This window comes from Acuticoccus sediminis, from assembly GCF_003258595.1.
Lineage (GTDB): Bacteria > Pseudomonadota > Alphaproteobacteria > Rhizobiales > Amorphaceae > Acuticoccus > Acuticoccus sediminis.
Genome location: NZ_QHHQ01000001.1, coordinates 497,070 through 522,803, shown reverse-complemented (window position 1 = coordinate 522,803; position 25,734 = coordinate 497,070). Strand labels below are relative to the sequence as shown.

General features: G+C 69.5%; 27 protein-coding genes. 12 read left to right on the top strand and 15 right to left on the bottom strand.

Going from position 1 to position 25,734, the window contains the following annotated elements; all coding sequences use genetic code 11:
• Positions 1-150: 150 nt before the first annotated feature.
• A complete protein-coding gene (locus DLJ53_RS02245; RefSeq protein WP_162408783.1) occupies positions 151-1,875 on the top strand; it encodes a DUF3300 domain-containing protein in 1,725 nt (574 codons plus the stop codon).
• Between the two features lie 17 nt (positions 1,876-1,892).
• The gene (locus tag DLJ53_RS02240; RefSeq protein WP_111341965.1) at positions 1,893-2,798 is read left to right on the top strand and encodes a DUF2950 family protein; all 906 of its coding nucleotides are present in this window, start codon (positions 1,893-1,895) and stop codon (positions 2,796-2,798) included.
• A gap of 313 nt (positions 2,799-3,111) precedes the next feature.
• Here DLJ53_RS02240 and DLJ53_RS02235 read toward each other — a convergent pair whose 3' ends face one another.
• Genes DLJ53_RS02235 through DLJ53_RS02220 form a run of 4 tightly spaced genes read right to left on the bottom strand, consistent with a single transcriptional unit; the run spans position 3,112 to position 6,812 of the window.
• Positions 3,112-3,885: a HesA/MoeB/ThiF family protein gene (locus DLJ53_RS02235; protein WP_111341963.1), complete on the bottom strand. Its 774-nt coding sequence runs from the start codon at positions 3,883-3,885 to the stop codon at positions 3,112-3,114.
• Entirely contained in the window at positions 3,882-4,328 is a 447-nt protein-coding gene (dut, locus tag DLJ53_RS02230; protein WP_111341961.1) for a dUTP diphosphatase, read from the bottom strand. Before dut ends, DLJ53_RS02235 begins: the two co-directional genes overlap by 4 nt.
• Positions 4,329-4,370: 42 nt before the next feature.
• Positions 4,371-5,561, bottom strand: a complete 1,191-nt coding sequence (gene coaBC, locus DLJ53_RS02225; protein ID WP_111341959.1) for a bifunctional phosphopantothenoylcysteine decarboxylase/phosphopantothenate--cysteine ligase CoaBC — start codon at positions 5,559-5,561, stop codon at positions 4,371-4,373.
• Between the two features lie 54 nt (positions 5,562-5,615).
• A complete protein-coding gene (locus DLJ53_RS02220) occupies positions 5,616-6,812 on the bottom strand; it encodes a penicillin-binding protein activator (RefSeq protein WP_111341957.1) in 1,197 nt (398 codons plus the stop codon).
• 31 nt (positions 6,813-6,843) lie between these two features.
• Here DLJ53_RS02220 and rsmI point away from each other — a divergent pair, with 31 nt between their 5' ends.
• A complete protein-coding gene (rsmI, locus tag DLJ53_RS02215; RefSeq protein WP_111341955.1) occupies positions 6,844-7,719 on the top strand; it encodes a 16S rRNA (cytidine(1402)-2'-O)-methyltransferase in 876 nt (291 codons plus the stop codon).
• Between the two features lie 56 nt (positions 7,720-7,775).
• Positions 7,776-8,705 carry a glutathione synthase gene (gshB, locus tag DLJ53_RS02210; protein ID WP_111341953.1) on the top strand — a complete coding sequence of 310 codons (930 nt, stop codon included), beginning with the start codon at positions 7,776-7,778 and terminating at the stop codon, positions 8,703-8,705.
• A gap of 55 nt (positions 8,706-8,760) precedes the next feature.
• Here gshB and DLJ53_RS35450 read toward each other — a convergent pair whose 3' ends face one another.
• From DLJ53_RS35450 to DLJ53_RS02190, 4 genes are all read right to left on the bottom strand, one after another.
• Positions 8,761-10,290, bottom strand: coding sequence for an SGNH/GDSL hydrolase family protein (locus DLJ53_RS35450; protein ID WP_111341951.1), 1,530 nt, complete (start codon positions 10,288-10,290; stop codon positions 8,761-8,763).
• Between the two features lie 197 nt (positions 10,291-10,487).
• On the bottom strand, positions 10,488-12,005 hold the full coding sequence (locus tag DLJ53_RS02200) for an SGNH/GDSL hydrolase family protein (RefSeq protein ID WP_111341949.1): 1,518 nt from the start codon (positions 12,003-12,005) through the stop codon (positions 10,488-10,490).
• Positions 12,006-12,120: 115 nt separating this feature from the next.
• Entirely contained in the window at positions 12,121-12,924 is an 804-nt protein-coding gene (locus DLJ53_RS02195) for a TrmH family RNA methyltransferase (protein ID WP_111343970.1), read from the bottom strand.
• A complete protein-coding gene (locus DLJ53_RS02190) occupies positions 12,921-13,781 on the bottom strand; it encodes an RsmD family RNA methyltransferase (protein WP_111341947.1) in 861 nt (286 codons plus the stop codon). The genes DLJ53_RS02195 and DLJ53_RS02190 overlap by 4 nt, the downstream gene beginning before the upstream one ends.
• Positions 13,782-14,081: 300 nt before the next feature.
• Here DLJ53_RS02190 and DLJ53_RS02185 point away from each other — a divergent pair, with 300 nt between their 5' ends.
• The 7 genes from DLJ53_RS02185 to DLJ53_RS02155 all read left to right on the top strand — a co-directional run bounded on the left by DLJ53_RS02185 (position 14,082) and on the right by DLJ53_RS02155 (position 18,700).
• On the top strand, positions 14,082-14,807 hold the full coding sequence (locus DLJ53_RS02185; protein WP_111341945.1) for an SRPBCC family protein: 726 nt from the start codon (positions 14,082-14,084) through the stop codon (positions 14,805-14,807).
• 47 nt (positions 14,808-14,854) lie between these two features.
• Positions 14,855-15,343 (top strand): (2Fe-2S)-binding protein, encoded by a 489-nt coding sequence (locus tag DLJ53_RS02180; protein WP_111341943.1) that lies wholly within the window; start codon positions 14,855-14,857, stop codon positions 15,341-15,343.
• A gap of 3 nt (positions 15,344-15,346) precedes the next feature.
• Positions 15,347-16,144 carry an FAD binding domain-containing protein gene (locus DLJ53_RS02175; protein ID WP_111341941.1) on the top strand — a complete coding sequence of 266 codons (798 nt, stop codon included), beginning with the start codon at positions 15,347-15,349 and terminating at the stop codon, positions 16,142-16,144.
• A complete protein-coding gene (locus DLJ53_RS02170) occupies positions 16,141-16,677 on the top strand; it encodes a prolyl-tRNA synthetase associated domain-containing protein (protein ID WP_111341939.1) in 537 nt (178 codons plus the stop codon). The genes DLJ53_RS02175 and DLJ53_RS02170 overlap by 4 nt, the downstream gene beginning before the upstream one ends.
• A gap of 78 nt (positions 16,678-16,755) precedes the next feature.
• Positions 16,756-17,691 carry a thioredoxin gene (gene trxA, locus DLJ53_RS02165; RefSeq protein ID WP_111341937.1) on the top strand — a complete coding sequence of 312 codons (936 nt, stop codon included), beginning with the start codon at positions 16,756-16,758 and terminating at the stop codon, positions 17,689-17,691.
• A gap of 26 nt (positions 17,692-17,717) precedes the next feature.
• Complete coding sequence (locus DLJ53_RS02160; RefSeq protein ID WP_111341935.1) at positions 17,718-18,398, top strand: LON peptidase substrate-binding domain-containing protein; 681 nt, start codon at positions 17,718-17,720, stop codon at positions 18,396-18,398.
• 119 nt (positions 18,399-18,517) lie between these two features.
• Positions 18,518-18,700 (top strand): Trm112 family protein, encoded by a 183-nt coding sequence (locus DLJ53_RS02155; RefSeq protein ID WP_111341933.1) that lies wholly within the window; start codon positions 18,518-18,520, stop codon positions 18,698-18,700.
• A gap of 166 nt (positions 18,701-18,866) precedes the next feature.
• Here DLJ53_RS02155 and DLJ53_RS02150 read toward each other — a convergent pair whose 3' ends face one another.
• The 4 genes from DLJ53_RS02150 to pheS all read right to left on the bottom strand — a co-directional run bounded on the left by DLJ53_RS02150 (position 18,867) and on the right by pheS (position 23,378).
• A complete protein-coding gene (locus DLJ53_RS02150) occupies positions 18,867-19,157 on the bottom strand; it encodes a YggT family protein (RefSeq protein WP_111341931.1) in 291 nt (96 codons plus the stop codon).
• A 98-nt stretch (positions 19,158-19,255) separates the two neighbouring features.
• Entirely contained in the window at positions 19,256-21,655 is a 2,400-nt protein-coding gene (gene pheT / locus DLJ53_RS02145; protein WP_111341929.1) for a phenylalanine--tRNA ligase subunit beta, read from the bottom strand.
• 35 nt (positions 21,656-21,690) lie between these two features.
• The gene (locus tag DLJ53_RS02140; protein WP_162408781.1) at positions 21,691-22,281 is read right to left on the bottom strand and encodes a DUF922 domain-containing protein; all 591 of its coding nucleotides are present in this window, start codon (positions 22,279-22,281) and stop codon (positions 21,691-21,693) included.
• Positions 22,278-23,378 (bottom strand): phenylalanine--tRNA ligase subunit alpha, encoded by a 1,101-nt coding sequence (pheS, locus tag DLJ53_RS02135; RefSeq protein ID WP_111341925.1) that lies wholly within the window; start codon positions 23,376-23,378, stop codon positions 22,278-22,280. The genes DLJ53_RS02140 and pheS overlap by 4 nt, the downstream gene beginning before the upstream one ends.
• Positions 23,379-23,601: 223 nt before the next feature.
• Between pheS and DLJ53_RS02130 the strand changes: the two genes are divergently transcribed.
• The gene (locus DLJ53_RS02130) at positions 23,602-24,255 is read left to right on the top strand and encodes a sterol desaturase family protein (RefSeq protein WP_162408779.1); all 654 of its coding nucleotides are present in this window, start codon (positions 23,602-23,604) and stop codon (positions 24,253-24,255) included.
• 226 nt (positions 24,256-24,481) lie between these two features.
• On the opposite strand, the gene rplT is transcribed toward DLJ53_RS02130, so the two are convergent.
• The 3 genes from rplT to DLJ53_RS02115 form a co-directional block, all read right to left on the bottom strand.
• The gene (rplT, locus tag DLJ53_RS02125) at positions 24,482-24,865 is read right to left on the bottom strand and encodes a 50S ribosomal protein L20 (protein WP_111341921.1); all 384 of its coding nucleotides are present in this window, start codon (positions 24,863-24,865) and stop codon (positions 24,482-24,484) included.
• A gap of 5 nt (positions 24,866-24,870) precedes the next feature.
• On the bottom strand, positions 24,871-25,077 hold the full coding sequence (gene rpmI / locus DLJ53_RS02120) for a 50S ribosomal protein L35 (protein WP_111341919.1): 207 nt from the start codon (positions 25,075-25,077) through the stop codon (positions 24,871-24,873).
• A gap of 182 nt (positions 25,078-25,259) precedes the next feature.
• A complete protein-coding gene (locus tag DLJ53_RS02115) occupies positions 25,260-25,733 on the bottom strand; it encodes a hypothetical protein (RefSeq protein WP_111341917.1) in 474 nt (157 codons plus the stop codon).
• Position 25,734 lies beyond the last annotated feature (1 nt).

The following is a 25,734-nucleotide window of genomic DNA, read 5'->3' as shown; positions in this document are numbered from 1 at the left end:
ATACGTTTCTCAGTAAGTCGGCGTTTATAAACGCAATAAACGATCTCGTGGGAGGGCAGCGAGATGCGATCTCTTCGATTTATGACGGCTCTCTCTGCGTCCTTAATCGCCATGGCCGCCCATGCCGTGCCTGGCGTTACGACGTCAAATGTGAATTTCAGGGCGGGTCCTGGTACAAATTACGAGTCGCTGGGAGTACTTCCCGGCGGAACCTCCGTCGATATCGGCGATTGCGACGCTGCGGGGAGCTGGTGCGCCGTCAACGCCAACGGAACCGACGGGTTCGTCAGCGGCAACTACCTTCAGGAGGTCGACCTGCCGGTCGAGGCTCCGCCGGGAACCGATCTGGTCGAGGCGACGGGCGACCCCGTCGGCGACCAGGGCTCGGAGCTCTCCGAAAGCGATCTCGACACCCTCGTCGCGCCGATCGCGCTCTATCCCGACAACCTGATCGCGCAGGTTCTCGTCGCGGCGACCTACCCCTTGGACATCGTCAAGGCGGGCCGCTGGGTCGATGCCAACAAGGACCTCCCCGCCGATCAGCGCGAGACGCAGGCCAACGCGCAGGGCTGGGACGAGAGCATCGCCATCCTCGCCACCGGCTTCCCGACCGTGATCGAGATGATGGCCAAGGACCTCGACTGGACCGAGGACCTCGGCGACGCGATGCTCGCGCAGAGCGACGACGTCCTCGACGCCGTCCAGCGCCAGCGCGCCCGCGCCCAGGCGGTGGGCAACCTGCAGAGCAACGAGGCCCAGACGGTCGAGACCGTCAACAACACCATCGTCATCGAGCCGTCGCAGCCGGACAAGGTCTACGTCCCGAGCTACAATCCGGTGACGACCTACACCACGCCCGTGGTGCAGCAGCCGGTCTACGTGGACACGACGAGCAACAACTGGGACACCGGCGCCGTGCTGGCGACCGGCGCCATCGCGTTCGGCACCGGCCTCGCGATCAACTCGCTCTTCAACAACAACTACAACCGGGACTACTGGTACGGCCCGCCGCGGGTCCACTGGGACGACCACTACGTCTACCCGCGTCCGGGCTACCGGCCTCCGCCGCGACCGGGCTGGGACGGGCGTCCGGGCCGTCCGGGACGGCCCGGCGGCGACATCAACATCGGCGGCGACGTCAATATCGACCGGCCCCTGCGTCCGGGCGACCGCCCGGGCCGTCCCGGGGACCGGCCCAACCGGCCCGGGTTCGACCGGCCCGGCGGGGATCGTCCCGGCGGCAACCGCCCGGGCAACCGTCCCGGCGGCAACCGTCCCGGCGCCAACCGGCCGGGCGACGGCACCGGCGCCTGGAAGCCGGACGACCGCAAGCGCCAGCAGGCCCGCCGCGACATCGAGAACCGCAAGCGCGGCGACGCGGGCAACCGCCCCGGCGGCCAGCGCCCCGGCGGCCAGCGCCCGCAGGCCGGCGGCAACCGGCCGGGCGGCGGCGGGCGGCCGGACCGCGCCAACGTCGAGCAGCGCCTCAAGGCAGGCTCCGGCGGCGGCGGCAAGGTGAGCAAGGGGCCGGGCCGGCCGGGCGCGAGCGCGCCGCGCAAGGCGGGCCCCTCGAACAAGGCCCTGTCGAAACCGGCGCGCACGTCCGGCACGAAGACACACAAGGCGGCCGCCCGCGGCAAGGCGAGCAGCGCCAAGCGGGCCTCGAGCGCGCCGCGCCGGCCGCAGACCCGCCAGGTCTCGCGGCCCAAGGGTGGGGCACGGTCCGCGCCGAAGCGCGCGTCACCCTCGCGGGCCGGGCCCAAGCGCACGGCCATGCACAAGTCCTCCGGCGGCCACCGGGCGAAAGCGGCCGGCCACCGGGGCAAGGCGAGCCGGGGCGGCGGTGGACACCGCGGCGGCGGACGACGGCGGTAGAAAGAAGGGGCACGACAATGAACCGCGTACTTGTGACCATCGCGGCCAGCATCCTGCCGCTCGGAGCGGCCCTCGCGGAGCCGGCCACCTACGACTCTCCGGACGCCGCCGTCGCAGCGGTGATCGACGCGCTCAACGCCAAGGACCGCGACGCGCTCCTCAAGGCCTTCGGCCCGGAGAACTCCGACGTCCTCTTCTCCGACGACGCCGAGCGGGATCGTCAGGACTGGAGCGACTTCCTCGCCAACTACAACACGATGCACCGCATCGTCGTGGATGGTGACACCGCCGTCCTCTACATCGGCGACGACCAGTGGCCGGCGCCGATTCCGATCGTGAAGGGCGAGGACGGCTCCTGGCGCCTCGACGCCGAAGCGGGCCGCGAGGAGATCGAGGCCCGGCGCATCGGCGAGAACGAGCTCGACGTCATCGACCTCGTCCGTGCCTACGTCCGCGTCCAGGCCGCGTACCGGCAGATCGACTACGACGGCGACGGCGTCATGGAGTTCGCCAGCGCCATCCTCAGCGACCCGGGCGAGCGCAACGGCCTCTACTGGCCGCCCGAGCCCGGCCTGCCGGAGAGCCCGATCGGCGACTTCGTCGCCCGGGCCTCGGCCGAGGGCTACACCGTCGACGGCGAGACCAACGAGCCGGAGCCCTATCTCGGGTACTACTTCCGCATCCTCGACAAGCAGGGACCCGGGGCGCCCGGCGGCGCGTACGACTACGTCCTCGGCGGGAACATGGTCGGCGGCCACGCGCTGGTCGCATTCCCGTCCGCCTACGGCGAGACCGGCATCATGTCCTTCCTGGTCGGCGAGAACGGGGTCGTCTACGAGGCCGACCTCGGCGACGAGACGCTCGACAAGGCGTCGGCCATCGACGCCTACGACCCGACCGGGGACTGGCTGCCGCTCGAGTAGCGGCGCCGTCGAGGCCCGGCTGCGGGCGGCGCTCCGCGCCGGCATCCTTTCGAAGGGGCGAGGGGGGTTCCCCCCTCGCGCTCCCTCCGTCTCGCCGACGGGCAGGGGTTCGGGACGATCCGGTGCTCGCCTGCGGCTCCGCTCCGGTCCTCCCGATCCCCTCGACCAGCCTGGGCCGGGTCGGCACCGCGTCAATGGGTTCGCTTCGCCCGTCCTCGCCATGCTCGCTGCGCTGCGCGTGGCTCCGGGCGGCCCATTGACCCGGCCCCGACCCTGAGAACGCGGGCTTGGGCGGGGTCGAGCGGGGCGGCGTCTAGCGGTTGCGGCCGGTCAGCGGGTTCGCGGGGTCCCAGTCGTACGAGATCGTGTCGAAGCGCATGTCCCGCGCGTCGAAGAGGAGCAGCCGGCCCCGCAGCGGCTCGCCCACGCCGAGGATGAGTTTCAGCACCTCGGTCGCCTGGATCGTGCCGACCACGCCCGTCACCACACCGAGGATCCCCGTGGCCGAGCACGTGTCGATCAGCGCGTCCGGCGGCGGGTCGGGGAAGAGGCAGCGGTAGGTCGGCCACGGCGTGCCGTCGGGCCGGATCTCGTGCGGCGTCAGCGTGGTGACCGAACCGTCGTAGCCGTTGACGGCGGCCGTCACCAGCGCGATCCCCGCCCGGCACGCGGCGTCGGACACGGCGTAGCGCGTCGCCGCGTTGTCGGACCCGTCGGCGATCACGTCGCACCCGTCGAGCAGCGCCGCCGTCTCCTCGGTGAAGCGGACCGCGTGGGTCTCGAGCGTCACCTCCGGGTTGAGGCGCGCGACGGCGTCGGCGGCGCTCTCCACCTTCGGCCGGCCGATGTCGGGCGTGCCGTGCAGGATCTGCCGCTGCAGGTTCGACAGCGAGACCGCGTCGTCGTCGATCACGCGGATCGTCCCGACCCCCGCCGCGGCGAGGTAGGCGATCATCGGCGAGCCGAGGCCGCCGGCGCCGATCACCGCCACCCGCGCGTCTTTCAGCTTCTGCTGGCCCGGCCCGCCGACGTCCGCGAGCACGAGGTGACGCGCGTACCGCTCGATCTCGGCGGGGGAGAAGGTCATCGGCCAGTGGATCCGAAGCCGCCCTCGCCCCGCTCCGTCGCGTCGAGGCTGGCGACGGGGACGGGCGTCACCGTCGCCACGGGGGCGACGACGAGCTGGGCGATCCGCTCGCCGCGCCGGATCACGAACGGCTCGTCGGAGAGGTTGACGAGGATGACCTTCAGTTCGCCCCGGTAGTCCGCGTCCACCGTGCCGGGGGAGTTGAGGACGGTCACGCCGTGGCGCGCGGCGAGCCCCGAGCGGGGGCGGACCTGCGCCTCCGTCCCCGGCGGCAGGGCGATGGCTATGCCGGTCGGCACCATCGCCCGGCTCCAGGGCGCGAGCGTCAGCGGCTCGTCCGCCGGGACGGCGGCGGGAAGGTCGAGCCCGGCGGCCGCCGCGCTGGCGTAGCCGAGGCCGAGGCCCTCACCGTGGGGGAGGAGAATGTACGGGACGTCGATCATGGCGATTGTCTAGCACCCTGGGTGGCGTGGCGGCAGCCGCGATCAGCGCGGGGCGGGTCCGAGCGCAGCGGCGATCCGCGCGACCAGACGCTCGCCGACCTCGGCCTTGGAGAGGCGCGGCCAGTCCTCGACGCTGTCCGGCGTCACGAGATGCACGGTGTTGTCGCCGCTGCCGAAGACGTCCCTGGAGACGTCGTTGGCGACGATCCAGTCGCAACCCTTCCGCTTCAGCTTGTCGCGCGCGTACTCGATGACGTTCTGGGTCTCCGCCGCGAAGCCGACGACGAGGCGGGGCCGCTCCGCGCCCTTGGCGACGGTGGCGAGGATGTCCGGGTTCTCGGTCAGGTTCAGCACCGGCGGGGCGCCGGTCTTCTTGATCTTCTGCGTCGCCGCGTCGACCCGGAAGTCGGCGACGGCGGCGGCCATCACCGCCGCGTCGGCGGGGAGGGCGGCGGTCACCGCCTCCAGCATGTCGCGGGCGGATTCGACGGCGCGGAGGTCGACGCCCGGCGGCGTCGGGATCGTCACCGGGCCGGAGACCAGCGTCACCCGTGCGCCGGCGGCGGCGAGCGCGCCGGCGATGGCGTGGCCCTGACGGCCGGACGAGCGGTTGGCGATGTAGCGCACCGGGTCGATGGGTTCGTGAGTCGGCCCGGAGGTCACGATCACGTGCCGGCCGGCGAGGGGGCGCGGTGCGGGCGACAGGATCGCATCGACCGCCGCGAGCAGCGCCTCGGGCGCGGCGAGGCGGCCGACGCCGGCCTCGTTACGCTCGGCCATCTCGCCCGCCTCGGGGCCGACGAAGCGCACCCCGTCCGCCTCGAGCCGGGCGACGTTCCGCCGCGTCGCCGGGTGGGACCACATGAAGGGGTTCATCGCGGGGGCGACGAGGACCGGTGCGCCGGTCGCCAGCAGCGTCGCCGCGGCCAGATCGTCGGCGCGGCCGGCCGCCATGCGGGCGAGGATATCCGCCGTCGCGGGGGCGACGAGGACGAGGTCGGCGGAGCGCGCGAGGCGGATGTGGCCGATCTCCCGCTCGCAGTCGAGGTCGAAGAGGTCGGTCAGGACCGGGGCGTTGGAGAGCGCGCCGACGGAGAGCGGCGTGACGAAGCGCGTCGCTGCCTCGGTCATGACGACCGGCGTCTCGTGGCCACGCTCGCGCAGGCGGCGGATCAGGTCGAGGACCTTGTAGGCCGCGATGCCGCCGGAGATCACGATGAGAATGCGCGCCATCAGCGAATCCGGATTGAACCCGGGCGGATGCGGTCGTCCGGTCGGGTCGTCATGTCAGCGGCCGAACTTCGTCGGCGCCTCGGAGATGACCTTCGATTCGCCGCCCGCAATGACCTCGTACACCGCGAGGCCGCGCTCCGACAGTCCGTCGCGGGTCAGGCGGAAGACGCCGTCGACGCCGAGGAAGCCGTCGCTCGTCTGCAGCGAGTTGGCGCGGAAGGCGCCGTCTCCCCGCGCGCCGACAAGGCCGTTGGCGAGCAGCGTCGCGTCATAGACGAGCGAGGCGGTCCGCGGCGGGTTGGATCCGTAGGCGGCGGCGTACTTTTTCGAGAAGTTGGCGAACCCCCCGGGCGCGGGGCCGGGGTACCATGCGCCGACCAGCGCGGGGGAGGAAATGATCGCCTTGTTGGCCCACTGCCCGCTGCCCAGCAGCTTGGGCGAGAGGCCGGCGTTGGCGAAGATCTTCGCCGCGTTGGACGGATCGTCGCCGCCGTTCGGGACGAAGAGGGCCTGGAACGCGCCGCGGCTCGTCAGCGACTGCGCGGAGGCTTCGATCTCGCCCTGATTGTAGCGCTCGATCGCGATGGCGCGCCCGCCCGCTGAGGATACGGCCTCGCGGAAGGCGGCTTCCATCACGAGGCCGTAGTTGTTGTTGGGCACCAGCGCGGCGAAGCTGTTCATGCCCTGGCTCGCGGCGTAGGCGACGATGCGCGTCGCGTCCTGTCGCGGCAGGAACGAGAGCAGGTAGACGCCGCGGCCGGCGACGCTCGAATCGGTGGAGAAGGCGATGACCGGGACGCCGGCGGAGCGTGCCGGTTCGGCTGCGCCGCGCACCGCTTCGGCGAACACCGGGCCGAGGATCAGCCGCGAGCCGTTGCCGATGGCCTGCTCGGCGGCGGCCTTGGCGACGTCCGTCTCGCCCCCGGTGTCGCGGATCTCGACGCGGATATTGTCGGTCGCCACGTCCTTCAGGGCGAGGTCCGCGGCGTTCTCGAACGACTGGGCGAGGCCCGAGGCGCTGCCGCCGGCGCTGAGCGGCAGCAGCATGGTGACGGTGACGGACCCCTCGCCGATGATCTTGACGTTGTCCGGCTGAGTGGAAAGATCCCGTTGCGTGACGAGAGCATCGGGAGTCGGTGCGTCGCCACCGCCGAAGCCGAAGCAGCCGCCGAGGACGGTCAATGCCGCGAGGAGGCCGGCTCGCGCGGCAGGTTTTATCGTCGTCTTGAACACGGCGCTAACCTCTACCATTCATCGTCGACCATTCAAGCAGGGATACACCGTGGCACGCAGAACCTTCGTGGTCGACGGCGTTTCCTTAAACGCCGACCCCGCACCCCCAGGTCTTCACATTGTAGCGACGCCGATCGGCAATCTCGGCGACATCACGCTGCGCGCGCTGAAGACGCTGGCCGGCGCGGACATGGTCGCCGCCGAGGACACGCGCCACACCGGCCGCCTCCTGCAGCACTTCGGCATCGACGCCCACCTCGTGCGCTACGACGAGCACGGGGCGGCGGCCCAGCGCCCGCGCCTCCTCGCCGACCTCGCCGAGGGCCGCTCGGTGGCGCTGGTCAGCGACGCCGGCACGCCGCTCATCTCCGACCCCGGCTACCGCCTCGTGCGCGAGGCGCGGGACGCCGGAATCGCGGTCCACGCCGTGCCGGGTCCGGCGGCGCCGATGGCGGCGGCGTCGGTCGCGGGGCTGCCGACCGATTCGCTCCTCTTCGTGGGATTCCTGCCGCCCCGGCACGCGGCGCGCGTCGAGCGGATCCGCGAGCTGATGGCGGTCCCGGCGACGCTCGTCTTCTTCGAGGCGCCGCACCGCCTCGCCGAGACGCTGGCCGACCTCGCCGGGACGCTTGGCCCCCGCGAGGCCGCCGTCGCCCGCGAGCTGACGAAGCGGTTCGAGACGGTCGACCGCGCCCCTCTGGGGGAGCTCGCCGAGCGATACGCCGGCACCGAGACCAAAGGCGAGATCGTCCTCCTCGTGGGGCCGCCGGCGGAGCGGGGGGAGATCGACGAGGCGGAGGTGGACGCGCTGCTCGCCGCCGCGCTCGACAAGCTGCCGGCCAGCGCGGCGGCGGCGGACGTCGCCCGCGCGACCGGCCTCAAGCGCCGCGACCTCTACAAGCGCGCGCTCGCCATGAAATCCTGAGCCATTGCCTTTCGCTCATTTGCAACGCATGTGAACGGACGAGCGGGAGGCGCACCATGGTCAAGGTCGCGGTCCAGATGGACCCCATCGCAGGCATCAACATCGCCGGCGATTCCACCTTCGCACTCTTGTTGGAGGCGACACGTCGAGGACACACCCTCTTTCACACCACCCCGGACCGGCTGACGTACCGAAACGGCGTCATCTCGGCCGCGATCGAGCCTCTCGAGGTTCGTGACGAGAAGGGGAACCACTACACCCTGGGCGAACGCGTCCCGACACCGATCGACGAGATGGACGTCGTCCTGCTGCGCCAGGATCCGCCGTTCGACCTCGCCTACATCACCTCCACCCACCTCCTGGAGCGCGCCAACGCACTGGTGGTGAACGACCCGGCCGGCGTGCGCAACGCGCCCGAGAAAGTGTTCGTTCTGGAGTTCACCGACCTCATGCCGGACACGCTGATCACGCGCTCGCGCGACGAGATCGCGGCGTTCCACAAGGAGTTCGGCGAGATCGTGGTGAAGCCGCTCTACGGTCACGGCGGCGGGGCGGTGTTCAAGCTGGGGCCGAGCGATCCCAACCGCGGCTCGCTCCTCGACATGTTCGAGGCGACGTACCGCGAGCCCTACGTCATCCAGCGCTTCCTGCCCCGGGTGACCGAGGGCGACAAGCGCATCATCCTCATCGATGGCGAGTTCGCTGGGGCGGTGAACCGGGTGCCGCAGAAGGGCGAGATCCGCTCCAACATGGTCCGCGGCGGCGCGGCGGCGGCGACGGACCTGTCGCCCCGCGAGCGCGAGATCTGCGAGCGGGTCGGGCCGCGCCTGCGCGAGATGGGGCTGCTGTTCACCGGCCTCGACGTGATCGACGGGATGCTGACCGAGATCAACGTGACCTCGCCCACCGGCATCCGCGCGGTCGAGCGCCTCGGCGGCCCGAATGTCGCGGCGATGTACTGGGACGCGGTCGAGTCCAAGCTCTAGACCGCGTCAGGGCGACGGGGCGCCGCCGGCCATCGGCCGCGGCGCCGCCGGCACCTCAGACGAGGTGCCAGAGATCGGCCTCGGCGAACTGGGCCGAGCGGGCGTTGATCTCGAAGTCGAGCCCCTCGACGACGACGATGTTCTCGACCTGACCGACGGTGAGGCCGAGATCGCCGAAATCGTGGACGGTGGCGTTCGGGTCGACGTCGAACTCCGACGCGTCCTCGACCGCGAGGAAGAGCGTGTCGACGCCGCCGTTGCCGACGATCACCGTATGGTCGTCGCCGCGGTTGCGGCCCAGAAGCTCCGGGTCGGTGAAGACGAAGAAGTCGCGCCCGTCGCCGCCGCGGATCGTGTCGTTGCCCGCACCGGCGAGGATGAGGTCGCCGCCGTCACCGCCCTGCACCGCGTCGTCGCCGTCACCATCGGCGATGATGTCGATCCGCCCGCCGCCGACGAGCTGGTCGTTGCCGGAGCCGCCGATGATGAGGTCGGAACCGGCACCGCCGTCGATGACGTCGTCGCCGCGGCCGCCCATCGCGACATCGTTGCCGCCGTCCAGGATGATGGTGTCGCGCCCGTCGAGGCCGATGACGAAGTCGTCGCCGCGCGTGCCCATGAGGTCGGGGTCGTTGTCGTCGGTGCCGACGATCACGTTGGAGGTCAGGCTCTCGGCCTGGTAGGCGGCGATGATCTGGTGGAACTCGGTGGTCGGGTGGACCTGGTCGAAGAAGGCGATCTGATCCACCGGGATGTCCCGGGCGGCCGGGTTCGGCACCGGCGTCGAGCCTTCGCCGAAGTTCACCGCGAGGTCGGCGTCCCGGAACCGGAAGCTGGAGGCGTCCCGTGTCACCTCCTCGAGGATCAGGCCGAGATCGATGAGCTCGGTGGTCGCGAAGCCGCGCGTCTCGATGCGGTCGGCGATGGTCTCGAGGGCGGTGTTGAACGCCTCGACGATGTGGTCGCCGACATTGACGATAAAGTCGCTGCTGGCGTTCGAGGCGGGGAATACCTCGACGTTGGAGAGATTGTTGAAGATCAGCGTCTCGACCCCGGCCCGGAGCAGCGGGCGGGTCTGGACCAGGAGCGAGTTGGCGAGCTGCCGGCCGTAGTCCTCCGCCGCCGCGAAGATCTCGGCGTGGGTGCCGTCAGGGATCTCGAACTCGCGCGTGTCGTTGTTGCCGATGTAGATCGAGGCGGCCACGTTCGACAGATCGCCGTCCGCATTGCCGGAGTTGAGGTAGCGCGCCACCTCGTGACGGTAGTCGACGCCGAAATTGAGGTCGTCCTCGTCGGCGAAGGGGTTCAGGTCGACGGTGCCGCCGATGAGGTCCTCGATGTTCCGGTTGTCGGAGATCCGCGCGCCGCCGACGGCATAGTTCAGGTCCTCGCCACCCGTCACGCCGATGAGGCCCGGCACCAGGTCGGCATAGACCGGACCGTTCGAGAACTGGTGGTCGTAGCCGGCGGCTTCGAATGGGATCGGTACGATGGCGACCTTCTCGGACGCCTCGAAAAAGGCGCCGCTATCGGTATAGCTGGCGCCGAAATAGACGATCTCGTCGAATGTGAGCGGGGTACGCATGACGGGGCGGCTCCATTATTGTTCTGGCGGCCGACGCGATGCGATGGGGGATGGAACGTCTGCCGGCTGCAGAGCCTCAACGCGCGAGACCGCGGATTGGTCTCATCCGCGGCAGTCCGGATTTTCGCGCCGCCGTTAGCCGGGAGGACTTTCCGGCCCGCGGGCAGGCGTTCCGGGCATGGCCGCCCGGCCGCCGGTCAGATGAGGTGCCAGAGGTCCGCCGTCGCGATCTGGTCGGAGGAAATCGGAAGCTCCTCAAAGCCTTCGACGACGATGATCTCCTCGAACTGCCCCGCCGTGACGCCGAGCGCCTCGAAGACGTTGACGGCGGTCGGGTCGTCGAATGTCGCGTCGCCGGCGTCGGCGACACGCAGGACCAAAGTATCGGTCCCCTCGCCGCCGCACAGCACCGTCTGGTCGCCGCCCCGCCGGTCTCCGCCGACGAGCGAGGGCTCGGTCCAGACGACGACGTCGTCCCCGGCGCCGCCGCGCGCGGTGTCCGACCCCGCGCCGACGATCAGGAGGTCGTTGCCGCCGCCGCCCGCAAGCCCGTCGTCGCCGGTCCCGTCGGCGAGGATGTCGTCGTCGCCTCCGCCGGTCACCGTGTCGTCGCCGGCGCCGCCCATCAGGAGGTTATCGCCCGGCCCGCCGACCAGCGAATCGTTGCCGAGGCCGCCGATCGCGATGTCGTCGCCGAGGCCGAGTTCGGCCGTGTCGTCGCCGTCGCGGCCCAGGAAGAGGTCCGACTGCATGGTGCCGGTGACGTCGCTGGCGAGCGCGTCGCCGATGACGACGTTGGCCGTGAGGCTCGCCGCCTCGAAGGCCGCGATGATCTCGTGCATCTCCGTCGTCGGGTGGACCAGGTCGAAGAAGATGAGCTGGTCCTGCGGGATGTTGCGCGCGCCGAAATTCGGAATCGGGGCCTTGCCGCCGCCGAGATAGACCGAGATGCCGGGGTCGCGGAAGTTGAAGGACGCCGCGTCGCCGGTCACCTCCTCGAACAGGACGTCGAGGTGGACGACCACGGCGGTGGTGCCCATGTCCTCGAGGTCTTCGGCGATCGAGGCGAGCGTCTCGTTGTAGGCGGCGACCACGGCGTCGCTGATGAGGCTGTCGTTGGGCCGCTCGTAGCGGGTGACGGGGAAGACGCCGGAATCGGGCAGCGTGTTGAAGATCACCGTGCCGACGCCGAGGTCGATCGCCGGCGCGGTCTCCTCCAGCATCGCGTCGGCGAGGGCGACGCCGAAGTCGTGCGCGGCGGCGAGCTTCGCCTCGAGGGTGCCGCGCGGCGGCCGGAACTCGCGCAGGTCGTTGGAGCCGACGAAGATCGAGATGGCGACGTTGGAGAGGTCCTCGCCCCCGTGGTCGGCGACGAAGCGCTCGATCTCGCTCGGATAGTCCACCCCGTAGGCGAGATCCTCCTCCGTCGCGTCGGGGCGGACGGCGAAGCGGCCGATCACGTCCTCGATCGTGCGGTCGGCGAGGATGCGGGCGCCGCCGACGGCGTAGTTCGTCTCCTCGCCCCCGGCGACGCCGAGGAGGCCCGGTACCAGGTCGGCGTAGACCGGTCCGTTGGAGAACTGCTCCGCGTAGCCGGCCGACGTAAGAGGCACAGCCTTGCGTGAGACCGCTTCGGTGGCGGCGTAGAAGTTGCCGGAGTCGGTCAGACTTCCGCCGAAGAAGTAGATCGTGTCGAACGTAAGGGCAGGGGCCATGAGTCAATCACATGAATTGGCATCGGCGGGTCGGGCGGGACTATGCGCTATCCGGACTCGATGTCTCTTAAAAATGGCAGAAAATGGATTGAAATCTCTGTGATGGCGGCCGGCATCAAAGTGTTGGGCGCCTGAGTTCATAGAGCCCGATCGCCGTCGCGATGGCAAGATTGAAGGAATCGGCCTTGCCCGCCATCGGAATGCGCACCAGCACGTCGCAGCGGGCGGCGAGTTCTTCGGTGAGGCCCGACTGCTCGGTGCCCATGAGGAGGATCTGCGATCCGGACGGCTCGACGGTGCGGATGTCGACGCTTCCGGCGAGGTGGGTGCCGATCAGCGGACCCGCGCGCCGGGCGGCGAAGCGCACGAAGTCCTCGCGCTCCACGCGGGCGAGGGGGACGTGGAAGATCGACCCCATCGTGGCGCGTACCGCCTCGACGCCGAACGGGTCCGCGCTCGATCCGATGAGGATGACGCCGGCGGCGCCGAGCGCATCCGCGGTGCGGATGATGGTGCCGACATTGCCGGGATCGCGCGGCTCCTCGAGGGCGATGATCGTGCCCTCCGCCATCTTGGCCGGGTCGGCGAGGTGCTGCTCGAAGACGCCGATGACGGTCTGCGGGTTCTCCCGCCGGGCGACCTTCTCCATCACCGCCGCGTTGGCGAAGACGACATCGGCCCCCAGCGCCCGGACGCGGGCGGCCAGCTCGGACACGGCGGCCGTCGCCGGTTCCATCGCGACGATCATGGTGGGCGTCCAGCCCGCCGCGAGCGCGTCGATGACGAGCTTGTGGCCCTCGGCGAGGAACAGGCCGCTCTCCACCCGCGCCTTGCGCTGATGCAGCGCCCGCACGGCCTTCATCAGCGGGTTCGCCGTCGACGTGACGTGCTTGACGCTGCCGGACCGCGGGCCGCTCACGGGCGCCACACCGCGAACATGGACGTGGGCAGCAGCCGGCCGGTGCGCTCGCGCAACGCCAGCTCGCCGGCCTCGACCGAGCCCCCGTGCGGGGCCATCACCTCCTCCATGAGCCGGCCGACGGCGAGCGCGGAGGCGCGGATCGCGTAGGCGGTCAGGATCACGAAGCGTGCGTCCGGCGCGGTGATCGCACTGACGTCGGCCATGAGGGGCGGCAGGTCATCGAACAGGTTCCAGACTTCGTTCTTGGGGCCGCGGCCGAACTTGGGCGGGTCGAGCAGGATGCCCTGATAGTGCCGGCCGCGCCGCACCTCGCGGGCGACGAACTTGGAGGCATCCTCGCAGATCCAGCGGACCTGCGCATCCTGAAGTCCGGAGGCCTCCTGGTTTTCCCGCGCCCAGGCGATCGCCTTCTTGGAGGCGTCGATGTGCGTCACCTTCGCCCCCGCCGCGGCGAGGAGGAGGGAGGCCGCGCCGGTATAGCCGAAGAGGTTGAGGACCTCGGCGCCCTCGTAGCCCCTGAGCGCCGCGACGGCGTTGTCCCAGTGGGGGCGCTGCTCGGGGAAGAGGCCGGGGTGGTGGTTGCTGCCGAGCCGGCAGATCATCCGCGCCGGGCCGATGGGTACGGTGAAGTCGCCCACCGGGTCGCTCCAGCGTCCGGGGCCGTCGTCCTCGTCGGTGCCCTCGAAGCGGGTGTCGGCGGTATCCCACAGGTCGGGCTCCGAGGGATGCCACATGGCCTGCGGCTCCGGACGCACGAGGCGCACGTCGCCGTACTGCTCCAGCTTGCGGCCGCCGCCGGAGTCGAGGAGCGCGTAGCCGTCCCAGGGGTCGGCGATGAGGACAGAGAGTGTCATCCGCCTTCCCTAGCGCATCATCCGCTCCGATTGAATCGGTCTGAGCGGCGAGACGATGCGCCGACGCGAGGAAAACCGCCCGCGCGCGACCGCCATGACCGGTTCCGGCAGCGCGAATCGGGCGCCGGGGCGGATCGCCGGTGGTGGTGCCCGCCGCGGCCGATGAACCGCATCATGCAGGAATGGTTGAGAGGTCGCCCCGAACCGGGCAATGTCGCCGCAAACGCCCGCCCACGCGCCTCGCCGGGGGCGTGGCCCGCGCGGCGCCGTTCGGCGGCCGCTGTCACTGGAGACCGAGCTATGGAACTCACCGGCGAACACCGCATCCCGGCCCCGCGCAAGGTGGTGTGGGACGCGCTGCACGACCCCGAAATCCTGAAGAACTGCATCAAGGGCTGCCAGACCCTCGAGAAGGTGGACGACCACAAGATGGTCGCGAGGGTTCAGGCCAAGGTGGGGCCCGTCAAGGCGACGTTCGACGCCGACGTCGAGATCGTGAATCCCGTCGCGCCGGAACGCTACACGATTCAGGGCGAGGGCAAGGGCGGCGTCGCGGGCTTTGCCAAGGGCAAGGCCGACGTCACGCTGACCGAGGACGGCGACGCCACGATCCTCGCCTACGCGGTCGACGCCAAGGTGGGCGGCAAGCTCGCCCAGCTCGGATCGCGCCTCGTCGACACGACCGCGAAGAAATACGCCGCGGACTTCTTCGAGCAGCTCTCCGCCATGCTCAGCGGGCCCGCGGCCGGCACGGCGGGCCCGGTCGCCGCCGGGGCGGACGCGCCGGTCGACCCGGCCGTGATGGCGGCGACGGCGGGACGCGTCGAACCGTCGGCCGAGCGGGTGGAAATGGCCCGTGAGGAATTCGAGGACGGCGGCGTGGCAGCGATCGAGGCGCTTCACCCCGAGGACAGCATCGAGACGCAACTCGAGGCTGCGTCCGCCAATCGCTTCTGGGGCGGTGCCTTCTTTTGGGGCGTACTAGCGTTTGCGGCCGTCATCTTAGTTCTGGTAGTCCTGAGCTAAGTTGGAATAACGCTAAAGGCGTCGGGCGCCTGAGAGCGAGGGGAGCGATGAGCGAAGTCAAACTGACGGTGAACGGCCGTGCGGTCTCGCGCGAGGTGGAAGACCGGACGCTTCTGGTCGAGTTCATTCGCGAGCATCTCGGCCTCACCGGCACCCACGTCGGCTGCGACACGTCGCAGTGCGGAGCCTGCACCGTCCACATCGACGGCAAGGCGGTGAAGTCCTGCACCGTGTTCGCGGCGCAGGTGGACGGTGCCGAGATCACCACGATCGAAGGCCTCGCGAAGGGCGATACGCTGCACCCGATGCAGGAGGCCTTCCGCACCCATCACGGCCTGCAGTGCGGTTTCTGCACGCCGGGCATGATCATGATGGCGGTCGACATCGTGAAGCGTCACCCCGAGGGGCTCGACGAGGAGACGATCCGCAAGGAGCTCGAGGGCAACATCTGCCGCTGCACGGGCTACCACAACATCGTCAAGGCGATCGACGCGGCGGCCTCCGAGATGAAGGCCACCCCGATGGCGGCGGAGTAAGCGATGTACCAGACGAAGTACGCCAAGGCGACGTCGCTCGACGACGCGGTCGCGAGGCTCGCGGCCTCCGAGGACGGCAAGTTCCTGGGCGGCGGTCAGACCCTGATCGCCACCATGAAGCAGCGCCTCGCCGCGCCGACCGACGTCATCGACGTGACCAGGATCCCGGAGCTGAAGGGCATCTCCGTCGAGGGCGACACCGTCGTCGTCGGCGCCGCCTCGACCCACTCCGAGGTCGCGACGTCGGCCGACATCAACCGCGTCCTGCCGGTCCTGTCGGGCCTCGCCGCGACCATCGGCGATCCGGCGGTGCGCAACATGGGCACGATGGGCGGCTCGGTCGCCAACAACGACCCGGCGGCGGACTACCCGGCCGCGCTCCTCGGCCTCGGCGCCACGGTGACCACCTCCAAGGGCACCTACACCGCGGACGAGTTCTTCAAGGGCATGTTCGAGACGGCGCTCGACGAGGACGAGATCATCGTCCGGATCGCCTTCCCGGTCCCGCAGAAGGCGGCCTACGAGAAGTTCCGCAACCCGGCCTCGCGCTACTCGTTGTGCTCCGTGTTCGTGGCGCTCACCGCCGACGGGCCGCGCGTCGCGGTCACCGGTTCGGGCAACGACGGCGTCTTCCGCGTCACCGAGATGGAAGAGGCGCTGAAGGCCAACTGGTCGCCCGACGCGGTGTCCGGCATCAAGGTCGACCCCGACATGATGCTCGCCGACATCCACGGCTCGGCGGAGTACCGCGCGCATCTCGTCACGGTGCTGGCGGCCCGCGCGGTCGCGAAGGCCGGTTGAGCGCAGGAGACGCGCCGGCGGCACCGAGGGGCTTCGACCGCCTGGCCGAAGCCTTCTCCGCGCTCGGCATCGACCCGCCGACCGTGGAGCACGAGGCCGCCTTCACCGTGGGAGACGCGGTGGAGCTGCGCGGCACCATCGACGGCCTCCACACCAAGAACCTCTTCCTGAAGGACAAGAAGGGGAAATACTTCCTGGTCACCGCCCCCGAGGACGCGTCGATCGACCTCAAGCGCATCCATACGGTGCTTGGGGCGAAAGGTCGCGTCAGCTTCGGCTCGGCGGAAGCGATGGTCGCGATGCTGGGTGTCACGCCCGGATCGGTGACGCCGCTGGCGCTGATCAACGACGACGCGGGTGAGGTCGCCTGCGTTTTTCACGAGGCGCTGGACGCGGCGGACCTGATCAACGTCCATCCGCTGCGCAACACGGCGACCGTCACGCTGGCGCGAGACGATCTGTTCGAGATCCTGCGCCGCTCGGGGCACGAACCCGCCGTCCTCGCGCTTCCGGCGCCGGACCAAGCGGCGTAATAGTTTCCCCCGAAGACCGATTGTCTTGTACGGGCGCGAGCCCATGTTTCCTTAAACAGAAGGCGAATGGGACAACGTATGAGCACCCTCCTGGGTCCCAGCGGACTAGAAATTTCCTCCACCCCGGGGCAGCCGGCGGCGACCTCGGGCGGCGACGTTGTCGACACCACCACGCAGACCTTCATGAAGGATGTCGTGGAGGCGTCGCGCGAGGTTCCGGTGCTCGTCGACTTCTGGGCCCCGTGGTGCGGCCCCTGCAAGCAGCTCGCCCCGATCCTCGAGAAGGCCGTGAAGGCCTTCAAGGGCGCCGTGAAGCTCGTGAAGATGAACATCGACGAGCATCCGGAGATCGCCGGCCAGCTCGGCATCCGCTCGATTCCGGCGGTGATCGCGTTCCGCAACGGCCAGCCGATGGACGGCTTCGTCGGCGCGCAGACCGAGGGCCAGATCCGTACCTTCCTTGAGCGCATCGCCGGTCCCGCGACCGACGGCGTGGCCGAGCTGATGGAGGAGGCCGCGGCCGCCCTCGAGGCCGGCCAGTTCGAGCAGGCGACGATGCTCTACTCCGAGGTGCTGCAGCGTGATCCGGAAAACGCCCCGGCGATCGCGGGCCTCGGGATGGTCAGCGTCATGTCCGGCGACATCGAGGCGGCGAAGGACCTCTTCAGCCAGATCCCGGACGAGATGCGGTCCGACCCGGCCATCGAAAGTCTCGGCAAGGCGATCGGGCTCGCCGATCAGGCCGCGGCGCTCGGCGGCACGGCCGACCTCCAGGCGAAGGTCGACGCGGACCCGAACGATCATCAGGCGCGTCTGGATCTCGCCGTGGCGCTCGCCGGCAAGGGCGACAAGGCCGCGGCGGTCGCTGCGCTGATCGAGATTCTGCGCCGTGACCGGGAGTGGAACGAGGGCGCGGCCCGCAAGGAGCTCATGGATTTCTTCGAGGCCTGGGGACCGAAGGACCCCGCCACAGTGGCGGGCCGTCGGAAGATGGCTTCGATCCTGTTCGCTTAACCAACGCGAACGCGAGGAGGACGATCATGCGCATCGGTAATGCGCTCTACGAGACCGTCGACGATATCCCGTCCACCGTGCCGGTGTTCCCTCTGTCCGGCGCGCTGCTCCTTCCACGCGCGCACCTGCCGCTCAACATCTTCGAGCCGCGGTACGTGAAGCTGATCGACGACGTGATGGCGGGCGACCGCCTGATCGGCATGGTGCAGCCCCGCTTCGGCGAGGAGGCGGACAACGAGAACGACGAGCGGCCGGGTCTCTGCCAGGTCGGCTCCCTGGGACGCGTCGTCTCCTACCAGGAGACGGGGGACGGGCGGTATCTCATCCAGCTCGGCGGCGTTTGCCGCTTCACCGTGCTGGAGGAGCTCGACACCGAACTTCCCTACCGGCGCTGCCGCATCTCGGCCGAGCGGTTCGCCTGCGACCTCGCGGCGGACCTCGGCGATTCCGAGATCGACAGGGAAGGGCTGATCCGCGCGTTCCAGTCCTACCTCGACGCCAACGACCTCGAGGCGGACTGGAAGAGCGTGCGGTCCGCCTCCAACGAGGCGCTGGTGAACACGCTGGCGATGATGAGCCCCTACGGACCGGCCGAGAAGCAGGCGCTTCTCGAGGCGCCGGACCTCGCCGCGCGGGCCGCGACGCTGGTCGCCATCACCGAGATGGAAGTCGCCCGCCAGATCGGCGACGAGCCCGTCCTGAACTGATCCCCGCCCGCGCCCGCCGGTTCCGGCCGGGCCGGGCGCGGCTTAACGAGAACCCCCGCGTGCGCTTGCGGCACGGCGAATTGTGAGGCGCGTCCGGCGCCTCGTCCTTGAGGTGAACGATGGTTGAGGAACACAAGATCGATCCGAAGCTCCTGGAGCTTCTGGTCTGTCCGGTCACGAAGTCGACGCTGCGTTACGACGCGGCGGCCAACGAGCTGATCTCGGATCAGGCGAAGCTCGCCTACCCGATCCGCGACGGCATCCCGATCATGATCCCGGACGAGGCGCGCAGCACCGAGTAGCGCGCCGGGGCGCCCTGCGCCCCGCTTCGGAGAAGAACCGACGCGCCCGGCCGCCCGATGTGGCCCGGTGCACCCGCGACCGGCCGCCGAGTGCGGCCGGTTTCGCGTCCGGGGCCGCCGCGGACGGCAGCCCCCGTTCGCCAGACCGCGCCGGGCGGTCCGCGCCTCAGTAGGCGATGGCGGAGAAGTTGTTGATGATGATCCGCTCGAGGAAGAAGAGCGCGAGAAGCAGGACGATCGGCGAAATGTCGATGCCGCCGAGATCCGGCATGACGCGGCGGATCGGACGCAGCGCAGGCTCGGTCAGGCGGTAGAGCGTGCGGCCCACCATGTCGATCACCTGATTGCGCGGGTTCACGACGTTGAACGCGTACAGCCACGAGAAAATGGCCGACGCGATGATGATCCACTTGTAGATCCCGATGATCGTGAGGAGGAGCTCGAGGATGGAGGCCATTGTCCGCCTTTGTCTATCGTCCGCGGAACAGGTAAAGGTCCAGGGCGTCCATCGCAAGCGAAGGGGGGCCGGCCGATGGCCCCGCCTACATGTTCAGGTCAGGCGCGGAGTGTCGCGCCCGTCGCTTTCGTCACCGCTGCCACGATGTCGGACGACACCTTGTCGATGTCGTCGTCGGTCAGGGTACGTCCCTTCGGTTGCAGCGTAGCCTCGACCGCGACCGACTTCTGCCCCTCGGGAACGCCGGTCCCGCGGTAGACGTCGAACACCGTCACGTCCGCGACGAGGTCCTTGCGGGCCCCGCGCGCGGCACGGGTGATGGCACGCGCGTCGATGTCCTCCGGGACGACGAAGGCGAAGTCGCGCCGCACCGGCATCAGGTCGGAGGCCGAGAAGGCGGGCTTCTTCGTCGCCTTCCGGCGCGACTCGGGCACCTTCTCCAGCGTGAGCTCGAAGGCGACGAGGCGCTCGGGCGCGTCCATCGCGGTCAACACCGCGGGGTGAAGCTCGCCGAAGTGGCCGAGGACGTTGGGGCCGAGCCGCAGCGTGCCCGACCGGCCGGGGTGGTAGTGCGCCGGCGCGTCGCGGGTGATGTCGACACGGTCCGCCGGACCGCCGATCGCGGCGAGCGCGGCCATGATGTCGGCCTTCGCGTCGAACACGTCGGCGCTGTCGTCGCCGTCCCAGTGGCGGCCGACGCCGGCCGCGGTGTTGCGGCCCTGGCGCACGCCGGCGGCCTGGGTTGTCTGGTCGTCCGGCTCGTCGCCGGCGAACACCTGTCCCACCTCGAACAGCGCGAGGTCCGGATGGCCGCGGTTGACGTTGCGGGTGACCGCCCGGACGAGGCCGGCGAGGAGGCTCGGCCGCATGTCCGACAGCGCCTCGGCGATGGGGTTCGCGAGCTGCAGCTCGGCCTGACCGCCACCGAACGCGACCGCGTCGTCATGACTGACGAACGACCACGTCACGGCCTCGGTCATGCCGAGGGAGGCGAGCGCGCGGCGCACCGTGGCGATCCGCTGCTGCAGCGTCGTCAGCACCTTCGGCGCGACGGGGTCGACGCGCACGAGCGGCGTCGGCGCCACATCGTCGATGCCGACGATGCGCACGATCTCTTCCACCAGGTCGGCCTTGCCCTCGACGTCGGCGCGCCAGGACGGCGTCGTCACCCGCCACGGCGTGCCGGCACGGTCGACGGTGAAGCCGAGGCGCGCGAGGACGCTCTCCTGCGTGTCCTCCGGCACCGTGAGGCCCGAGAGGCGGGCTACTTCCGACGGCGGGAACTCGATGGTCCGCGACGCGTCGGGGACCGTCCCCGCGAGCTGCAGCGGCCCGGCGGTGCCGCCGCACAGGTCGAGGATCATGCGGGTGGCGTACTCGAGCCCCGGCGCGTTGAAGGCCGGGTCGACGCCGCGCTCGAAGCGGTGGCGCGCGTCGGAGTGGATGCCGAGCGTGCGGCCCGTGCGGGCGATGTTGATCGGCTCCCAGAGCGCCGACTCGACGAGGACGCGCGTCGTCGTCTCGGAGGAGCCCGACGCCTCGCCGCCCATGATGCCGCCCAGCGACTCGACGCCGTTGTCGTCGGCGATGACGACCATGCCGTCGTTCAGCGTGTAGGTGCGCTGGTCGAGCGCCTCGAACGATTCGCCGTCCCGGGCATGGCGCACGACGAGGTCGCCGGCGACCTTGTCCGCGTCGAACACGTGGAGCGGGCGGCCGACGTCGTAGGTCAGGTAGTTGGTCACGTCGACGAGCGCGTTGATCGGGCGCAGGCCGATGGACGTCAGGCGGCGCTGCATCCACTCCGGCGACGGACCGTTCGTCACGCCCTCGATGAGCCGCAGCGCGAACGCCGGGCAGAGGTCGTCCGCCTCGATGGTGACCTTCGGTGCCGGCGTTCCGTCGGTGTCGAAGGGCGCCACCTCGAGCGGCTTCAGCCGGCCGACGCCGGCCGCCGCGAGGTCGCGCGCGATGCCGCGGATGCCGAGGCAGTCGGCCCGGTTCGGCGTGACGCCGATCTCGATCACCGGATCGCCGACGTCGGCCCACTCCACGTAGGCGGTGCCGACGGGAGCGTCCTCGGGCAGGTCGACGATGCCGTCGTGCTCGTTGGACAGCCCCATCTCGCGCTCGGACAGCATCATGCCCCGGCTCTCGACGCCGCGGATGGAGCCGATCGACAGGTCGACGCCGGTCCCGGGGATGTGGGTCCCCGGAGCCGCGAACACGCCGACGAGGCCGGCGCGCGCGTTCGGCGCGCCGCAGACGACCTGAATCGACGAGCCGTCACCCGGGTCCACGGTGAGGACACGGAGCCGGTCGGCGTTCGGGTGCTGCGTCGCCGTTACGATACGTGCGATCCGGAAGGGTGCGAGGGCCGCCGCGCGGTCCTCTACGCCTTCGACCTCGAGGCCGATCGCAGTCAATTGGTCGACGATGGTGTCGAGGGACGCATCCGTTTCCAGATGGTCCTTCAACCAGGACAATGTGAACTTCATGGATCGCGGATCTCGCGACTTTCCTAAGCGAGTGACTAGCTTTCGGCCGTATACCCGTACCGACGCAGGTAGCGCTGGAAGCGGGGAGCGTCCGTTCTATCGAACTCTTCCTGCTCCGCAACGTGCGCGGCTGCAATGGGCCTTATAGTGGCTACCATTTGTGCTTCCAATGCCTCACAAGTAGGCGCGGAGGCATTCTTATAAGCAGTCTCTAAAATACGGGCATATTTCTGGCTGATCTTGATGTGGCCGGTTTCGTGAATCACCGCGTATTGCGAGATCACGTCCCACTTGGCCTGAAGGTCCGGGGAGGCCCGGTCCCTCTGTCGCCATTCCGGCAGGATGACCTCGGACCGGAGTCCGACGCGGCCATTGCGGCTGTAGCGGCAGCGGCCGTTCTTTTCCACCGGCTCGAAGTTGTGAAGGAACGTGGTCTCCACCGCGGCGAAGGCGCGCCCGTCGCTGCCCGGCACCGTCGGTCCGTGCACGCGGAGCGACCGTTCGAGCGACGACAGCGTGCTGCCGGTCACCTTGTAGGTGGAGATCTTGACGTCCGTCGGGGGTGTGGAGCAGCCGGCGAGTGCGACGGCCGATGCAAGGGCTACAACGGCCGCGATTCGCTTCACCTGCTGAGGCCTCCTGCAAGGGACGGACGGTCGAGTGGCTGGAACCCGTAGTGGGTGAGCCAGCGAGCGTCGCCCTCAAATAGGTCGCGTAGGTCGGGCATGCCATACTTCAGCATCGCAATCCGATCGATCCCCATGCCCCAGGCAAAGCCCTGGTACACGTCCGGGTCCAGCCCACAGTTGGCGAGCACGTTCGGATGCACCATGCCGGAGCCGAGAATCTCCAGCCAGTCGTCGCCGACGCCGAGCTCGATACCGTCCGCCGAACGCCGGCAACGAATATCGACTTCATATGACGGCTCGGTGAAGGGGAAGTAGGACGGGCGGAAGCGCATCGCCGCGTCCTCCACCTCGAAGAAGGCGCGGCAGAACTCGGTCAGCACCCACTTCAGGTGGCCGACGTGGCTCTCCTTGTCGACGACGAGACCCTCGACCTGGTGGAACATCGGGGTGTGGGTCTGGTCGCTGTCGCAGCGGTACGTGCGGCCCGGAGCGATGATGCGGATGGGCGGCTTCTGCTTCAGCATGGTGCGGATCTGCACCGGGCTGGTGTGAGTGCGCAGAAGGCGCCGCGTCCCGTCCGGCCGCTCCGGCAGGAAGAAGGTGTCGTGCATGTCCCGCGCGGGGTGACCCTCGGGGAAGTTCAGCTTGGTGAAGTTGAGGTCGTCGGTCTCGATGTCCGGGCCTTCGGCGACGCGGAAGCCGAGGTCGGCGAAGATCGCCGAAAGCTCTTCCCAGACCTGGCTGATCGGATGGATCCGGCCGCGCGTGAGGCCGTTGGCGCGGGGGTCGAGCGAGACGTCGAGACGCTCCTCGACGAGCTGGCGCTCGAGCGCGACGGTCTTCAGCGCCTCGCGGCGGGCGGCGATTGCGTCCGTCACGCGGGCCTTGAGGCCGTTCAGCGCCGGGCCCATGACCTTGCGCTCGTCCGGGCTCATGCTGCCGAGCGTCTTCATCCGCTCCGACACGCTGCCCTTCTTGCCGAGCGCGGAGATGCGGACCTGCTCCAATGATGCCTCGTCATTCGCCGCGGCAATCTCCGCCGCGATGGCGGCTTCCATTTCGTCCAGATTGTCGGGGCTGATGACGGCATTCATCGGTTAGGCGATCCTCAGGTTGCAGCGAGACTAGCAAACGTTAACGGGCGTGTACTGCTATGGGATGGCGTTCGGCATGATTGTCTTGTAATCGTTGCCGAACTGCATCACGATTTTCACAAACATGGCGATAGGGCAAGCCTCGGACTTGTCCCATCACGGTTGCACCTGCCGTGCAACGCAGGCAAAAGACGACCGTTCGGATCCATTTTCGGGAGTCGACATGACCGACGCAGTGCACAACGACGCGGCGGACAGCGCAACAAAGCCTTTCGTCGGGCAGATGTCGCCGGTGGCGATGATCCGCTGCGAGGGGCTGACGGCTGTCTTCTGCGGCGTGGCGGGCCTCACGGTCGTCTATCTCGCGGTCGCGCTGATGCTCGGGATCGCGCCGCTGACGCTGGTCGGCCTGTTCCTCGTCGGCGTGTTCTACTGGACGTTCCTGGAATACCTGCTTCATCGGTTCGTGCTGCACTGGGAGCCGGAGCAGCCGGTCCTGAAGGCGATCCGGAAGGTCTTCCCCGGCCACCGGGCGCACCACAACAAGCCGTCGCGCTTCCGCGAGGACGGCCTGCACATGCTGAAGTTCTTCACCTGGCCGTCGCTCTTCGGGGTGCTGTTCTTCTGGCCGGTGTTCGGCTCGCTGCCGATGAGCCTGACCTTCACCGCCGGCATCCAGATCGGCTACCTGCTGTACGAGTTCACGCACTCGGCCTGCCACTTCATGCCGATGAAGTGGAACTATGCGGCGCACCTGAAGCGCCACCACGCCATCCACCATCACCGCGACGAGACGGTGAACTTCGGCGTCACCACGTCGATCTGGGATCGGCTGTTCCGCACCACCTGGAAGGGGCGTCGCGCGTCGGCGGCCTGAGCGCCTCCGGACCGCCCCCCCCCCCCCCCCCCCGCGTCGGGCTCCCGTCGGAGCCGTTCCGAACGTGAGCGCCGCGGCATGGGCCCCGGGCGACGATGAACCGCCGTCTGCGCCATTCCTGCCTGCCTCTGACCTGAACGGTGCGCCTCACGGCCACGAAAAAAGCCGGCCCCGCGAGGGACCGGCTTTCAATTCATAGCGGCACGAGAAGGTGCCGGGCAGCGGCTCAGGCGGCCGTGTTGCCCTGCAGCTCGGCCGGGAGCGCGGCGCGGGCCTGCTCCACGATGGCGGTGAACGCCGCCGGCTCGTTCATGGCGAGGTCGGCGAGGACCTTGCGGTCGATGTCGATGTTGGCCTTGTTCAGCCCGTCGATAAGGCGGGCATAGGTGAGGCCGAGCGGACGGACCGCCGCGTTGATGCGCTGGATCCAGAGCGCACGGAAGTTCCGCTTGCGGACCTTGCGGTCGCGATAGGCGTACTGGTTCGCCTTCTCGACGGCCTGCTTGGCGACGCGGATCGTGTTCTTGCGACGACCGTAGTAGCCCTTGGCCTGCTTCAGGACCTTCTTGTGCTTGGCGTGCGCGGTGACGCCGCGTTTGACGTGTGCCATCTAACTCAACCCCTCGCGTACGGCATGAAGGACTTCTTCACGACCTTGGCGTCGGGCTTCGACAGCGCCGTCGTGCCGCGGGCCTGGCGGATAAACTTGGTGGACCGCTTGATCATCCCGTGCCGCTTGCCGGCCTGGGCGACCATGACCTTGCCGGTCCCCGTGATCTTGAAGCGCTTTTTGGCGCCCGACTTCGTCTTCAACTTGGGCATTTCAAACTCCGTGTGGCGGCCGCCGCGGCATGCCCCACGACGCTCAACGAGAACGTCAGCTCAGCAGACAAGCCGAGCGTGGCCGGGCGACCTTTTCGGGTAGAGCGCGCGATATAAACGTTCGTGCCGGGAATCGCAACAGCCTCTCGCGCGGGAGGCCCCGGGCCGTCGGGCGGCGCCGGTCAGCGCCAGCGGCGCTCCTCGAACCACGGCAGTTCCAGCCATCGCCCGGCGCTGCGTCCGGCGATGGCCCAGTAGACGAGCCCGCCGATCGCCCCGCAGGCGATGGAGAGCTGCGCGGCCGCGGTGTCGAGCGGCATCGCCTCCCCGGACACCGCTGCAGTGACGGGCATCACCCGCACCAGCCCGACGACGGCGCCGGTGATGAGGTAGGCGAGGAGGCTCCGCAGCTTGAAGCCCTCGGTCACCGTCGCCGCGATCATTGCCGGCCAGAAGGACGTGACGACGGCGCCCAGCGTCATCGACAGGATGACGAACGACAGGTGCACGATCTGCGGCCACGTCGACGCGCCGAGCGTCGCCGGGTCGATGCCGAAGATGACGAGCGTCGCCACCGCCGATGCCGCGAGGCATGCGGTCGGGAAGGCGATGGAAATCATGATGATCTGTGCGGTGAGGCCCCAGATCGCGAACATC

Excerpts from the sequence above, each read along its gene's own strand:
- DLJ53_RS35450 (WP_111341951.1), bottom strand. The coding sequence starts at position 10,290 with ATGCGTACCCCGCTCACATTCGACGAGATCGTCTATTTCGGCGCCAGC.
- DLJ53_RS02160 (WP_111341935.1), top strand. The coding sequence starts at position 17,718 with ATGCGCATCGGTAATGCGCTCTACGAGACCGTCGACGATATCCCGTCC.
- DLJ53_RS02200 (WP_111341949.1), bottom strand. The coding sequence starts at position 12,005 with ATGGCCCCTGCCCTTACGTTCGACACGATCTACTTCTTCGGCGGAAGT.
- DLJ53_RS02150 (WP_111341931.1), bottom strand. The coding sequence starts at position 19,157 with ATGGCCTCCATCCTCGAGCTCCTCCTCACGATCATCGGGATCTACAAG.
- DLJ53_RS02190 (WP_111341947.1), bottom strand. The coding sequence starts at position 13,781 with ATGACACTCTCTGTCCTCATCGCCGACCCCTGGGACGGCTACGCGCTC.
- DLJ53_RS02155 (WP_111341933.1), top strand. The coding sequence starts at position 18,518 with ATGGTTGAGGAACACAAGATCGATCCGAAGCTCCTGGAGCTTCTGGTC.
- DLJ53_RS02180 (WP_111341943.1), top strand. The coding sequence starts at position 14,855 with ATGAGCGAAGTCAAACTGACGGTGAACGGCCGTGCGGTCTCGCGCGAG.
- DLJ53_RS02175 (WP_111341941.1), top strand. The coding sequence starts at position 15,347 with ATGTACCAGACGAAGTACGCCAAGGCGACGTCGCTCGACGACGCGGTC.
- coaBC (WP_111341959.1), bottom strand. The coding sequence starts at position 5,561 with ATGGCGCGCATTCTCATCGTGATCTCCGGCGGCATCGCGGCCTACAAG.
- pheS (WP_111341925.1), bottom strand. The coding sequence starts at position 23,378 with ATGAATGCCGTCATCAGCCCCGACAATCTGGACGAAATGGAAGCCGCC.
- rpmI (WP_111341919.1), bottom strand. The coding sequence starts at position 25,077 with ATGCCCAAGTTGAAGACGAAGTCGGGCGCCAAAAAGCGCTTCAAGATC.
- pheT (WP_111341929.1), bottom strand. The coding sequence starts at position 21,655 with ATGAAGTTCACATTGTCCTGGTTGAAGGACCATCTGGAAACGGATGCG.
- DLJ53_RS02240 (WP_111341965.1), top strand. The coding sequence starts at position 1,893 with ATGAACCGCGTACTTGTGACCATCGCGGCCAGCATCCTGCCGCTCGGA.
- DLJ53_RS02115 (WP_111341917.1), bottom strand. The coding sequence starts at position 25,733 with ATGTTCGCGATCTGGGGCCTCACCGCACAGATCATCATGATTTCCATC.
- DLJ53_RS02220 (WP_111341957.1), bottom strand. The coding sequence starts at position 6,812 with ATGGTAGAGGTTAGCGCCGTGTTCAAGACGACGATAAAACCTGCCGCG.
- gshB (WP_111341953.1), top strand. The coding sequence starts at position 7,776 with ATGGTCAAGGTCGCGGTCCAGATGGACCCCATCGCAGGCATCAACATC.
- DLJ53_RS02185 (WP_111341945.1), top strand. The coding sequence starts at position 14,082 with ATGGAACTCACCGGCGAACACCGCATCCCGGCCCCGCGCAAGGTGGTG.
- DLJ53_RS02130 (WP_162408779.1), top strand. The coding sequence starts at position 23,602 with ATGACCGACGCAGTGCACAACGACGCGGCGGACAGCGCAACAAAGCCT.
- dut (WP_111341961.1), bottom strand. The coding sequence starts at position 4,328 with ATGATCGACGTCCCGTACATTCTCCTCCCCCACGGTGAGGGCCTCGGC.
- trxA (WP_111341937.1), top strand. The coding sequence starts at position 16,756 with ATGAGCACCCTCCTGGGTCCCAGCGGACTAGAAATTTCCTCCACCCCG.
- rplT (WP_111341921.1), bottom strand. The coding sequence starts at position 24,865 with ATGGCACACGTCAAACGCGGCGTCACCGCGCACGCCAAGCACAAGAAG.
- DLJ53_RS02235 (WP_111341963.1), bottom strand. The coding sequence starts at position 3,885 with ATGACCTTCTCCCCCGCCGAGATCGAGCGGTACGCGCGTCACCTCGTG.